Source organism: Thioalkalivibrio sp. HL-Eb18 (assembly GCF_000364985.1).
Lineage (GTDB): Bacteria > Pseudomonadota > Gammaproteobacteria > Ectothiorhodospirales > Ectothiorhodospiraceae > Thioalkalivibrio.
The window spans coordinates 26988-39895 of record NZ_KB822979.1 but is presented as its reverse complement, the minus strand read 5'-3'; the positions used below and the strand labels follow the sequence as shown (position 1 = coordinate 39895).

The 12908-nt window shown below is 66.8% G+C and carries 13 protein-coding genes; 8 read left to right on the top strand and 5 right to left on the bottom strand.

Annotated elements, in window-relative coordinates; all coding sequences use genetic code 11:
* The 5 genes from F813_RS0112780 to cysZ form a co-directional block, all read left to right on the top strand.
* The coding region (locus F813_RS0112780; RefSeq protein WP_026148227.1) for a transposase at positions 1-275 on the top strand (275 nt) is incomplete at its 5' end.
* A gap of 66 nt (positions 276-341) precedes the next feature.
* Positions 342-764, top strand: coding sequence for a preQ(1) synthase (gene queF / locus F813_RS0112775; RefSeq protein WP_012982956.1), 423 nt, complete (start codon positions 342-344; stop codon positions 762-764).
* Between the two features lie 9 nt (positions 765-773).
* The gene (locus F813_RS0112770) at positions 774-2072 is read left to right on the top strand and encodes an FGGY-family carbohydrate kinase (protein ID WP_017926858.1); all 1299 of its coding nucleotides are present in this window, start codon (positions 774-776) and stop codon (positions 2070-2072) included.
* Positions 2073-2293: 221 nt separating this feature from the next.
* Positions 2294-2503, top strand: a complete 210-nt coding sequence (locus tag F813_RS0112765; protein WP_012982958.1) for a DUF3185 family protein — start codon at positions 2294-2296, stop codon at positions 2501-2503.
* A gap of 56 nt (positions 2504-2559) precedes the next feature.
* The gene (cysZ, locus tag F813_RS0112760) at positions 2560-3234 is read left to right on the top strand and encodes a sulfate transporter CysZ (RefSeq protein WP_049772236.1); all 675 of its coding nucleotides are present in this window, start codon (positions 2560-2562) and stop codon (positions 3232-3234) included.
* 16 nt (positions 3235-3250) lie between these two features.
* Here the strand turns inward: cysZ and F813_RS0112755 are convergent, their stop codons facing one another.
* A complete protein-coding gene (locus F813_RS0112755) occupies positions 3251-5476 on the bottom strand; it encodes a TRIC cation channel family protein (protein WP_017926857.1) in 2226 nt (741 codons plus the stop codon).
* Between the two features lie 244 nt (positions 5477-5720).
* Between F813_RS0112755 and F813_RS0112750 the strand changes: the two genes are divergently transcribed.
* Both F813_RS0112750 and F813_RS0112745 read left to right on the top strand, forming a co-directional pair.
* Positions 5721-6680, top strand: a complete 960-nt coding sequence (locus F813_RS0112750; RefSeq protein ID WP_026148289.1) for an ABC transporter substrate-binding protein — start codon at positions 5721-5723, stop codon at positions 6678-6680.
* The gene (locus F813_RS0112745; protein ID WP_017926855.1) at positions 6677-8626 is read left to right on the top strand and encodes a SpoIIE family protein phosphatase; all 1950 of its coding nucleotides are present in this window, start codon (positions 6677-6679) and stop codon (positions 8624-8626) included. The genes F813_RS0112750 and F813_RS0112745 overlap by 4 nt, the downstream gene beginning before the upstream one ends.
* 64 nt (positions 8627-8690) lie before the next feature.
* Here F813_RS0112745 and F813_RS0112740 read toward each other — a convergent pair whose 3' ends face one another.
* The 3 genes from F813_RS0112740 to F813_RS0112730 all read right to left on the bottom strand — a co-directional run bounded on the left by F813_RS0112740 (position 8691) and on the right by F813_RS0112730 (position 11692).
* Positions 8691-10784 (bottom strand): DUF1631 family protein, encoded by a 2094-nt coding sequence (locus tag F813_RS0112740; protein WP_017926854.1) that lies wholly within the window; start codon positions 10782-10784, stop codon positions 8691-8693.
* Positions 10785-10920: 136 nt separating this feature from the next.
* Positions 10921-11244, bottom strand: coding sequence for a non-heme iron oxygenase ferredoxin subunit (locus F813_RS0112735; protein WP_017926853.1), 324 nt, complete (start codon positions 11242-11244; stop codon positions 10921-10923).
* 82 nt (positions 11245-11326) lie between these two features.
* Positions 11327-11692, bottom strand: a complete 366-nt coding sequence (locus tag F813_RS0112730) for a hypothetical protein (RefSeq protein WP_017926852.1) — start codon at positions 11690-11692, stop codon at positions 11327-11329.
* Positions 11693-11790: 98 nt separating this feature from the next.
* Here F813_RS0112730 and F813_RS0112725 point away from each other — a divergent pair, with 98 nt between their 5' ends.
* Positions 11791-12339 carry a pyridoxamine 5'-phosphate oxidase family protein gene (locus F813_RS0112725; protein ID WP_017926851.1) on the top strand — a complete coding sequence of 183 codons (549 nt, stop codon included), beginning with the start codon at positions 11791-11793 and terminating at the stop codon, positions 12337-12339.
* Between the two features lie 9 nt (positions 12340-12348).
* On the opposite strand, the gene F813_RS0112720 is transcribed toward F813_RS0112725, so the two are convergent.
* Positions 12349-12804, bottom strand: coding sequence for a YaiI/YqxD family protein (locus tag F813_RS0112720; protein WP_017926850.1), 456 nt, complete (start codon positions 12802-12804; stop codon positions 12349-12351).
* Positions 12805-12908: the final 104 nt, after the last annotated feature.

The following is a 12908-nucleotide window of genomic DNA, read 5'->3' as shown; positions in this document are numbered from 1 at the left end:
CGGTCCTGGAAGAATCGGGGACCACGGTCCGGCGGCCCTCGCGGTTGGCGAAGATCGGTTCCAGCCGACTGCGCAAGGCGCTCTACATGGCGGCGGTGGTGGCGACCCGGTACAACCCGGACGTGCGACACCAGCATCAACGTCTGCTGACACGCGGCAAGGCCAAGATGTCGGCGATCGGGGCGGCTATGCGCAAACTCCTGCACATCGCCTTCGGTGTGCTCAAATCCCAAACCCCGTATCAAGCCCGCCATGAAACCCCTTGCACCCCGTAGGGCAAGACGGTATCTACGGTGGCACAGTCAACTGCGGGACCATTCATTCAACGAAGAGAGGCGTAGATGCCCAGCCAGCCGAGCAAGACCCTGGACACCTTTGACAACCCGGCGCCGGAAAACGACTTCGCGATCTATATCCGCATCCCGGAGTTCACCTGCCTGTGTCCAGCCACCGGCCAGCCCGACTTCGCCGAACTGCACCTGGAATACGTGGCGGACCGGAAGTGCGTGGAGCTGAAGTCGCTGAAGAACTACATGTGGTCGTTCCGTGACGAGGGGGCCTTTCACGAGGCGGTGACCAACCGGATCCTGGCGGACCTGGTCGCGGCGACCGAGCCGCGCTTCATGCGTCTGACCTCGTACTTCAACGTGCGCGGGGGTATCTATACCTCGGTCGTGGCCGAACATCGCCAGCCCGGGTGGACCCCACCGGAGCGGGTCACACTCCCACCCCCGGGGCGAAGCCCGCTGCATTCGGGCCTCTAGCCGATTTCCATGCACGCGATCGGCCTCGACCTGGGGACTTCCGGGATCCGTCTGGCGCTGGTGGATCCGGACGGCGACCGGGTGTACTCGGCCACACGGGATCTCCCGGAACCAGAAGCCGACGGCGACGGCATCGCAGAACAGGACCCCACGCAGTGGTGGAACCCGGTGCGTGAACTGCTGCGCGAGGCCGCGGAACAGCTGAAGGGCGAACCCGTGGCGATCGCGGTGGACGGCACCTCTGCCACGCTGTTGTTTCTGGATACTGACGGCCGGCCCGTGCGCCCGGCGATGATGTACAACGACGCCCGCGCCACCGACATGACTGCGATCCTCGCCGGAGTCGCGCCCGGCGGGTCGGCCGTTCACAGTCCCAGCTCCTCGGCCGCGAAACTGCTGTGGGTGCGCCGCCACGAGAGCCTCTCCGGGGTGCGCCGAGTGCTGCATCAGGCCGACTGGATCGCCGGGCGCCTGCGCGGGCGCTTCGACACCATGGACGAGAACAACGCCCTCAAGCTTGGCTACGACGCCCTCTGGCACGGTTGGCCCGACTGGCTGGAGGACATCCTGACCACGGATGCCAATCTGCTGCCGGAGGTTGTACCGGCGGGAACCAACCTGGGACCGGTTGCCCCGGAAATGGCGCAGCACCTGGGACTGAACCCGGCCTCGCGGGTGATTGCCGGCACCACCGACAGCATTGCCGGCTTTCTCGCCTCGGGCGTTGAGGACGACCGCACCGGCGTCACCAGCCTGGGTTCAACCATGGTGATCAAGCAGCTATCGTCGGAACCCGTGTTTGCCCCCGAGCTGGGCATCTACAGCCATCACCTGTTCGGCCAGTGGCTGATCGGCGGCGCATCCAACAGCGGCGGCGCGGTACTGCGCCAGCACTTTGACGACGACTCGCTTCAACGGCTCAGTGAGCAGATGGACCCGGATGTGGACACGGGTCTCGACTACCTGCCCCTGCCCCGACGGGGCGAGCGCTTTCCGGTGAGTGATCCGGAACTGGAACCTCGGCTTACGCCACGCCCGGATGACGACGCGCACTTTCTCCAGGGGTTGTTCGAGGGCATCGCGCGCATCGAGCGCGACGGCTATCGACGCCTGACGGAGCTCGGGGCGCCGCGCGTGGAACGCGTGATCACACTCGGCGGCGGTGCCGCGAACCCCTCCTGGACGCGCATCCGCGAGCGCATCCTGGAAATCCCGGTGATAGCCGCGGACAACGACGACGCCGCACACGGCGCGGCGCGCCTGGTGCGCATCGGCCTCGGGCTTGAGTCCTTTTCGCCTTCTCGCTGAATCCAACGGCGATCGGCCAGGGGGGCTGGCCTCCTACGCATGACACACCCGTGCAGGGGCGCAGCCCCCTGCGCGATACGATGCTGGACAGAGCCCATCGGCCAGGGGGCTGGCCTCCTACGCAACCGGGGAAACTCGCGTTTCTCTGGATAGGTCACCACCGGCGCCGGAGATCGGTGCTACATTCAGGCAGAGAACCACAACAACAAAGGGACGTAGACATGCACTGGAGCCGTATTCTCGGAATCGCCCTGCTGGTCGGTGGCGTCATCCTGCTGGTCATGGGTTACAACGCCACCGAAAGCCTGGGTGAAGAGCTGCACGAGACCTTCACCGGGCGCTACACGGACGACACGCGCCTGTACCTGATCGGTGGCGGCATCATGGCCGCGGTGGGTCTGGTTCTGACGTTGTTCGGGGCCCGCCGCTGAACCAGCGGACAAGACCCCTCTCGCCGCTTTACGCGTTCCTCGCCCCGTTCCGGGGCCTGACACGCGTCCGCGAGCCCGCCCTGCGCGGGCTCGTGATCATTCCGCTGATCATCAATGTCCTGCTGGTGGGTGCGCTGATCGCAGCCGCGGCCGTGGGCTTTGATGCCCTGCTTGCCGCCTGGCTGCCGCAGACCCTGGACTGGCTGGCCTGGCTGCTGTGGCCGCTGTTCGCCCTGTTCCTGCTGCTGGTGATCGGGATATCCGCCGTGGCCCTGGCCGCGATCGTGGCAAGCCCCTTCTCCGGGCCGCTGGCCTATCGCACGGCCGAAGGCCTGGGCCATCCGCCCCTGGCCGCCCCCCGCTCGTTGACCGCGGAATCCGTACATGCACTGGCCACCGCAGCGCGCAAGCTCGGGTATTACGCCCTGCTGCTGATACCGGTGCTGATCATCACCTTCGTGCCCGGACTCAACCTGCTCGCACCCGCTGCCTGGTTCCTTTATGGCAGCTGGGTGCTGGCGGTGGAGTTCATGGAGGTCCCGCTGGCCAACGACGGCCTCAAGTTCGCAGCGGTACGTCAGCGGCTACGGGGGCGCCGCCTGCAGACCCTCGCGTTCGGCGCCGGAACGACGCTGCTGGCAATGGTGCCCCTGGTGAACCTGCTACTGGTGCCGGCCGCGGTGATCGGAGCCACGCACCTGCGTACCCGCCAGCTGGACGCAACTCCGTAAACCACCGACCAGGCGATCAACCGGCGCGCAGGAATCGCCTCTGCAGTGCACGCCGATCACCCTGAACCGGGCTCACCGTTGGTTCCAGCCGCCGCTCCGCGTACTCGGCCAGCATCCAGAGCATGCGCTCCACGCGGTGGGTACGCTGCAGCACCCGGTCCAGCGCACCTCCAGGCTGGAAATGATCGGGGTCGAGGTAGCGGGCGCGCAGGGCATCGAAGCGGCTGCGCTGATTGGCCGTCATGTCGCGTAGCCAGGCCAGGTCTTCGCGATCCCTGGAGTACACGGCCATGGTCGCGGCATCCAGCAATCCGCGCAGGGCCTCGAGCACGCGGCCCTCCAGGGCAAGCGCCACCTCGTCGGCCGCGGTCTCCATATCCGTCACAGTCGCGCGGAGGTGGTCATACATCTGCTGCTCCAGGCGGGCGACCAGCCGGAAGCGATCACGCAGGGCCTCGTGCCGCCGCGCGGCGGCCTCCAGCAGGGGCTCGCCCGCCAGCCGGCCCAGCTCGGCAAACACCGGCTGCAGCAGGTATTCGAAGTCCTTGTGCAGGCGTTCCAACTCCCCGGGATCGACCGGGCGGGCACGCCCCTCGTCATCCTCGGTAAGGTAGCCGGTCAGACTGGACCAGGCCTCCGGTTCGCGCCGCGCCAGTGCCTCGAGGCGCCGTTCCGGCAAGGTATGCGGGTCGCCCATCTGCAACGGGTTGGGCCGCCCCCAGTAGAGAACCCCGAGGCGCGCCAGGAACAGCAGCACGATCACTGCATGGGTCGCGATCAGGATGAATCCGAGGCTCAGCTCGACCGGGGGCCAGAGCAGGATCAGCGAATACAGAATCCCGCCCAGGACGGAGATCTCGGCGAAGGAGTCGCGCTTGAGCATGTCGATGTTGAAGTCCGAGCGCACCACATCGCGCATGATCACGCCGAACGAGGCGGTCACCACGGCCATTACCGGGCCCCAGAGCCACAACGGGCTGGCCTGCGACTCGACGGCCACCCCGACGCCGATCACGGTGAACGAGGCCACCGCCCAGGCATCCAGTCCACGCTGCAGATTCCCCACCACACGCCCGCCCAATCCCGCCTGCTGCCGCGTCAGGAGTTCCTGGACGACATGCCAGCGCACCAGTACATGATCGTGCAGCTTGTACAGCACAAAGCCGACGCCCACGACCACGATCGGGACCAGAAGAAACTCCGGCGTCTCGAAGATAAAGATCGGGTCGCGGCCCAGCAGCAGATCGCGCAGCACGCCGCCGCCGATCGCCGGCAACGAGGCCAGCACCAGCGCACCGAACAGGTTGTAGCGCTCGCGCCGGGCGAGGATCAGCCCGGAGGCGGAAAAAGCGAGGATCCCCAGCAGGGTGAGCGTATTGAACCAGGCCTCGCTAGTGGCCATCGAGAGAAACGCGGGCAGCACATGCTCGACTTCCAGCGCGGCCATCCGGCGGCTGTCCTCCAGCGCCTGCAACTGCGCGTTGAACTGCTCGACAAACGCCGCGGGGACCGTGGCGCGGGAGAACATCACCCGCACGCCAACGGTCCCCAGGTCCAGCGGATGCGTCTGGATCGCACGGGCACGATCGGTCCGCGCCAACAGCAGGTCCACAATCACGGGGTCCGCGACAAAACCGTCGATCCGGCCCTCGATCAGCGCCTGGATATGGGCCTCGTCACCGGCGGCGGGGTACAGGCGCGCGGCCTCCCCCGGATCCGCGACCAGGTCCGCGAGCTCGCTGGAGGCGTACGCATAGCCCGTTGTCACCCCCAGCCGGAACTCTCCGTCGCGAACCGCCTGGACCAGGGCCGCGCGGTCCTGGAATGAATAGTCACCGTGCTCGCCGGCGCGCACATAGAGGGCGTTACGTTCCTGACGGTAGGGCTGCGAGTAATGCGCATAGTCGAGTCGACCGGAATCAAAATAGGTGCCGATGACAAAATCGATCGCACCGCGGCGCAGCGCAGCGAGTTGGTCGTTCCAGGAAAGCGGCGTGAACTCGGCACCCCGCCCGACACCGGCCACTGCCTCCTGCGCGACCCGCACGTCGAGCCCGGTCGGGGATGCCCGGGACGCGCTGTCGGAACCGGCCTGATACGGGGGACGTTCGAACCAGCCAGAGCGCAGCGTATCAGGCGCCGATTGCGGCGCAATCGGGATCGGGGCGCCGATATCAGCCGCGGACAGGGGTGAGGACGCACCAGCCGCGAACGGCGCGAGCGTGGCCAGTGCCAGCCCCACACACAACAGCTCCAGCCAACGCGCAAACCGCGAACGCCGGTGCCTCGGCCACTCCCAACCCCTTCGCTGGCGCCACCGCGACACCCGAATAACGCCCGCCTGACGGCTCGCGCGTGACTGGATGCACCCGCAGGAACACCTCGGTATGCTGTCGCCGTCTAAGACCCCCACGGCCGACTCCCTCCCCATGGACGCTGCATACGCACGATTCCCCAACTCTGCGGCCCATGGTCTGGGTTCCAACCTGCGCCGTGTACTCGCCCTGGCGGCTGTCCTGCTTCTGTGCGCCAGCACTGCGATGGCCGACACGCAGACCCTGCGCTTTCAGCCCCATTGGGTCCCCCAGGCGCAGTTCGCCGGCTTTTACCTGGCCAAGGAGATGGGGTGGTACCAGGACGCCGGACTGGAACTGGAAATCCTCCCGCACGGCGCGGAGCACCCCGCCCCCGCCACGCTGGCCCGCCAGGAGGCCGATGTGGCTTTGCTCTACCTCACCCAGGCACTCGAATTGCGTGAACAGGGCGTAGACGTGGTCAACGTAGCACAACTGATCCAGGACTCATCGCTGGTGCTGGTATCGCTGGCGGAGTCCGGGATCCTGGTGCCCGAGGACCTGGACGGGCAGCGCGTCTCGCGCTGGGCGAGCTTCAGCCTTCAGCCGGAGGCGTTGTTCCGCACCTACGGGGTGCAGCCCGAGACGGTCGACCAGGGGGCGACGATGGCCGCATTGCGCACCGGCGCGGTCACGGCCGCCACCGCCACGCGCTACAACGAGCTGGTCGAGCTGTATCTCAGCGGTCTGGATCCGGACGAGATCGAGGTCATGCCGCTGGAGGATCATGGCGTGGGCCTGGCCGAGGACGGCATCTATGTCCTCGAATCGACGCTGCGCGAACGCCCCGACGCCATCCGCGCGTTCGTCGAAGTCTCGCTGCGGGGCTGGGAGCACGCATTTGCTCACCCGGACGCCGCAGTGGATGCGGTGATGGATCGCGTCATCCGGGCCGGGGAGCCGAGCAACCGGGCGCACCAGCGTCTGATGCTGGAGGCGTTGCGCCCGCTGTACCTGGAAGACGGGGCGCTCCGCGGTCCGCGGCTGGATCGGCAGGACTATCAGCTGGCCGTCAGTCTGATGCGCAACCTGGGGCACCTGGAATGGGAGCCGGTGCCATACGAGCAGTTTCACCAGGACCTCACGCAATGAACGGCCGCAAGAGTCTCGCCGTTCGCCTTGCCCTGGTCACCCTGCTGACAACCGGCTCGATCTTCTTCATCTCCTCCGGCGCGCTGTACCTGATGGTGCGCGATATCATGCTGGAGCACGCCGAGGACCAGGCACGCGAGCTGACCCACGCGACGGCCAACCGCATTCGCTCGTCACTGAACGAGGTGGCCGGGTCAGCACAGGGCCTCGCCAGCGCCCTGAATTCAGGACAGATTCCGCCCGATGGCCTGTTTCCTGTGCTGGACGACGTGACCCTCCAGTCGGACGCGGTACAGGGCGCCGCCGTCACCTACGAGCCCTATGCCGCCGACCCCGACGAGCGCTACTACGGCCCGTTCTCCTACGAGACGCCCAACGGCATCGCGCGCATGCACCTGGGGGGCGACGACTTCGACTACTTCACCCGGGACTGGTACCAGATCCCGGCGCTCACGCGCAGCGGCTTCTGGACCGAGCCCTTTCCATCGGCCGCCGACCCGAACCGCCTGATCACCACCTACTCGCGCCCGTTCTTCGACCGCGAAGACGCCGAGGAACTGCGCGGGATCGTGACCATGGACATCGAACTGCCGGCCCTGACCGCGCGCGTGGACGAGGTGGAAATCTTCGACAGCGGCTTCGCGTTTCTGGTCAGCCCGCGCACGCGCTTTATCACCTACCCGCAGCGTGACTGGATCATGCGCGAGAGCCTGTTCAGCCTGGCCGAAACCCTGGGCGAGCCGGAACTGCGCGAACTCGGACGGCGCATCCAGCAAACCGACGAAGGCTTCTCCCGTGTACCGGAAGCCCTGCTGGAGGAGCCTGCGCGGCTCTATCACGTGCGCCTGCCCGAGGCGAACTGGGCGGTGGGCGTCATCATCCCCGAGCGCGAGCTGTTCGGGAACATCCTGCGGGTGATGCACTGGGTGCTGATCATCGCCGCGATCGGCTTCTTCATCCTGCTGGGGACCATCATCGGCATTTCGCGCGGCATCACGCGGCCGCTGAAGGGCCTGGCGACCAGCGCCGGGGAGATCGCCCGCGGCAATCTGGACCGCCCGCTGCCTGCGATCCGCACCGGCGACGAGGTGGGCCAGCTCGCCCACTCGCTGGACGAGATGCGGCTGTCGCTGAAGGACTACATCAACGACCTGACCGCGACCACCGCCGCCAAGGAGCGCATGGAGAGCGAGCTGAAGATCGCGCGCAACATCCAGATGAGCTTCCTGCCCAAGCGGCTGGACCTGTCCGACCTGGACGTGGGCATCGACCTCGCGGCGCGCCTGATCCCGGCCAAGGAGGTTGGCGGGGATCTCTACGACTTCTTCCCGCTGCGCGAACACAACGCCCTGTTCTTCGCGGTCGGCGATGTCTCCGACAAGGGTGTGCCGGCCGCGCTGTTCATGGCCGTAACCAAGACCCTGGTCAAGGGTATCGCCGAGCAGGACCCGCGCGACCCGGGCGAGATCCTGACCCGAGTCAACAACGAGCTGTGCCTGAACAACGACAACGGCATGTTCGTGACCTATCTGTGCGGGGTACTGGACCTGGGCACCGGCGAGGTCCGCTTTGCCAACGCAGGCCACAACCCGCCGTTGATCCACCGCGCCGATGGCACCTGCGACTGGCTGAAGCTGCCACCGGGGCTGGTACTGGGGGCGATGGAAGACATGGAGTATCCGGTGCACACCGTCCAGCTGGCCCCCGGCGATGCCCTGCTGCTGTATACCGACGGGGTGACCGAGGCGGCGGACGAAGAGCAGACGCTGTACGACGAGGACCGGCTGTTCGCGCTGTACGGGCAGATCGCCTCCCAGCCCGCACGCCAGCAGGTCGATGCAGTGCTGGAGTCCGTCGAGCGTTTCGCGGATGGCGCTACACAGGCCGATGACATTACCGTGCTGGCGCTGCGTTACTGTCCAGGGGATGGGGAGTGCGCTGAATAAGGGCACGGGCAGGGGCTTCGCGGGCGAGCCCGCTCCCACAACCCACCCGAAGGCCCTGCTGGCGCTAGCGGATCATCGCGTCGAGGGGGTTGTCTCGGGGTAGTGCGCGCATGCGGCCCTCGCGCATTTCGTGGGCCACGCCCTGCAGGCTGTGGCGACGGCTGGTCACGCCATCCAGCGACAGGAACAGGAAACGGCGCGTGGCCTCCCCGCGCCAGACCAGCGCCATGCGCTGGGTCTCGCCGGTCGCCTTGTCGATGAACTCGAACCAGTCCCCGACCTGCACCCGCGAGGCCTCGAAGACATACGCATCGTCCTGGTCCGCCAGCAGGTCCGGATCATCGTCCTCGAAGCGCACGGAGCGCCGGGCCCGGATACGCTCCTGCGGGTCGAAACGGGGCTCGTCCCCGGAGGCACGGATGCGCTGCAGATGGGCCTGCCCCAGGTGCTGCACCACGGCCTTCACGCGCTCCTCGGAGACCCCGGCCTCGCGCGCGGTCGCCACAATGCGCTGCACCATCGGGTTGACCTCCCGCGGGGTCGCGCGGTTGCAGATCGCCTTGGCCACGTCCTTGACCACCTGATCCAGCCGTTCGGCCGAGTCGCCATCCGCGGCCAGCAGGTCTTCCCAGGCCTCCGCGATCTGTTCGGCCGAACGTTCCGGCAGCTCCGCGCCGGTCTCCAGCACGCAGATGGTCAGGCTGCGCCGCGCGCGCGCCGCGCGCTCCTCCTGGCGCAGTGGATCGATATGGGGATCCTGCTGCTCCTGCCAGCGCGCATCCTCCTCCTCGATCGCCGCCAGCCAGTCGCCCAGCAGGGCCTGCGCGGCCTCGCGGTCCATGCTGTCGGCTTCGTGGCGGAGCCGATTGACCGACTCCTGGATATGCTGCAGATAGGCCTCGATGGCGTCGTTGCCCTCGGCCTGGTCATCCGGGCTGACACGCACGCCGGTGTTGATCAGGCTGCCGATCCACAGGCGTAACGGGTGCGAGCGATCGCGGAAGAACGAGAGATCTCGGATGACCACGCGCGCCAGCGAGAACTGCATGTCCGCAATGGCCGCACGCACGCGCGAGTTGAACCCGACCTGCCGGAAGATGTGATCAAACATCCCCTGCAACAGATCAAGGATGAACGGGGTCAAGGACTCGCGCGAGAATTCCGCGGATTCCGGGTCCACACGCTCACCGCCCGCGCCCCCGGCCCCAGCCGGCACGCCGGCCGCATGCGGCGAACTGGCGGGCAACCCTTGGGCCTGCACCAGGGCGCGTGCCCACTGGGCCCAGGCGGTGGGGTCGGCATCCGGCGAGGGCATTTCACGTGTCCCGCTGGAGCCCGCCGCCCCCAGTCCCAGCGCCGCCGGGTCTCCGCCGGCGGTTGATTCGGAGGCGGATCGCGACTGACTGCCCGCAGTGTAGTGGGCCCAGCTCGCGCGTTGCTGGGGCACGCTTTCCGACTCGTGCGCCTCCGGACTGCGAGGCGGCTCGGTCACCAGCCCGCACTCGTCGATCGTCTCGACCACGAAGGCCAGCATCGGGGCACCTGTGCGGCCCATGCACTTCACGTAGGCCCGGATCAGGTCCAGGGTCATGGCCGTGCGGCCAAACTGACGTTCGGCAGCCTCGATCACCCGTTCGTACCAGTGCAGCGGGGACCAGGGTGCCCAGCCGGGGTGTTCGAAGCGGTGCTCCTCGCGCGCGGCCTGCTGGAACATGTAGTAGGAGTAGCGATTGTGCTCGCGGATCACGCCCTCGAGCTTGTGCCGCAGGGAGCGTCGGGTGGACTGGTAGTCGTCAAGCACTTGCAGCGCGGAATCACCACCCGCATAGCGCGTGCCGGAGAAATCGTATTCGGGCGGATAGGAGGTGGTTCGCAGGTCGCGGTTCAGTGCCTCCTCGAACTCGCGCCGCAGTACGTACTGGTAGGCATGGAGCTGGTTGGCCCACTCGATTGCGTCACTTTCCTGGTCGTCCCAGACGCGTCCGGCGCTCCATTCGGTCGCGACCCACTCCAGACACTGATCAAGGTGATCGACCACACGCGGAGCGACACCGGCCGCGAGCTCCGAACGCTGCGCCTCGGACAGCCCCGACAGGCCGCTCCAGATCGCCGTGTCGTCCTGGTAGTTTCCTTTGTCCCTGGAGTCCGTTCCCGCCATACGCCCCACCTTCGCGACCGGCCGCAATGGCGGCCGTTAGCCCGCTGTTAGGCGGGTAGTGTACAGCTCGTGAAGCGGTATAACAGCTACGGATCCCGTTTTGCACCCCCGGCGGGCAATCGCTGCTGGATGATGGTCAGTCGTCGAGCGGTTCGGAGCCGACCTGAACCATGCCCTCGTGCACGCGTGTGGGGAAGCGGGTCAGCGGGTCTTCCGCCGGGGGCTCCATCACCTCGCCGGTGCGCAGACAGAACTGCGCTTCGTGCAACGGGCAGGTGATGCAGTCGTCCTCCAGCTCGCCATCGGCGATCGGGACTTCCTCGTGCGTGCAGAGGTTCTCGACCGCGAAGAACTCGCCATCGAGGTTGAAGATCGCGACCTCGGTCCCGGCCGTCTCGACCAGGCGATGTTCACCGTCCGCGATACTGTCGGCAGGTGCCACGTCGATCCACTCGCTCATCGCTCCTCCAGGGCCTTGTGGTTGGGCTTCACCGTTCCGCCCAGCGGATCATAAAGCTTTGAGAGCACTGATGAATGCTTCCCTAAGGCGCCGCGTCCAGGGCCGCCGTTGCGGCCGGATCGATCTCGATCAGGCGACCTTCTTCAGGGTGGTAGCTGAAGCGCCCGACCACGCGGATGTGCTCGCCCAGCCGATCCGATACCTCGTCGTGAGGCTCGACCGCCACGCGGTTCACATCCTCGTCTTCCAGCCAGTAGTGGTAGCGTTCGGGGTCCTCGTCAAAGCGTTTGACGACCCCCTCGGTCTGCACCAGCTCGCCGTTGAATTCGGCGGCTGCCCCCGCCAACTGGGCCAGCGTCACCTCGGAGACACGCTCGCCACCGCCGCAGGCGGCAAGCGCGGTCGCCAGGACAGGCGTCAGGAGCAGGGGGCGCAGCAAATGTCTCATGTGAATCTCCGGGCCGAGGCAACGTTGTAGTACGCTCACGAGGGTACCGAAACATGCCTTCAACTGCTCGATTCACCTCGATCAAGCCGGTAATGCCAATGGCCAAGACCTTCCCTGCCCTGGACGAACGACTCACGGCCTTCATCCTCGACCAGCCGGTTTATTTCGTGGGATCCGCCCCGCTCGCGGCCGACGGGCACGTGAACCTGTCCCCCAAGGGACTGGATACCCTGCGCATCCTGGGGCCTCGCCGCGCGGCCTATCTCGACCTGACCGGATCCGGCAACGAAACCTCCGCCCATCTGGCCGAAAACGGCCGCATCACACTGATGTTCTGCGCCTTTTCCGGGAAGCCGAAGATTCTCCGGTTGTACGGCCGCGGGCGAACCGTGCTCCCGACCGATACCGACTGGGAACCCCTGTACAGCGCTTTCCCGGAACATCCGGGGACGCGGCAGATCATCGACGTGGAGATCCACCGCATCCAGACCTCCTGTGGCTTCGGCGTGCCCGAAGGCGAGCTGCAGCCACGCCCCACCCTGACCGAGTGGAGCGAACGCAAGGGCCCCGAGGGTCTGGAACGCTATTGGGCGGAAAAGAACGCGGTCAGCATCGACGGCCTGGCGACCCCACTTGGGAAACGCTGAACGAGCCGCCTACCGGACTTTCGCCTGACGGGTCAGCAGGCGGTCGAGCTGGTTGGCGAAGGCCTGACGGTCGGCCTGACTGAAGGCGGCGGGACCGCCCGTATCGACGCCACTGGAACGCAGGGTATCCATGAAGTCGCGCATGCTGAGGCGTTCCCGGATCGTACCCTCGGTATAGAGCTCCCCCCGCGGATTCAACGCCTGGGCGCCCTTGGCAATTGCCTCGGCCGCCAGCGGTATGTCGGCCGTCACCACCAGATCACCCGCCTCCAGGCGCCGCACAATCTCGTTGTCGGCCACGTCGAAGCCAGCCCCGACCTGAATGGAATCGATCCATTTCGACGGCGGGGTGCGCAGCGGCTGATTGGCCACCAGGGTCAGCGGCACCTGCGTGCGGTTGGCCGCCCGGAAAAGAATCTCCTTGATCACCGCGGGACAGGCGTCCGCGTCTACCCATATCTTCATGCTCACCGATCGTCGGTTCGAGAAAAGTTCCGCAGCATAGCCGGTTCGGCGAAACGCAACACACTCCACCGCTTTTCGATTGGCCGTGCCCCCGGTCGCGTGCC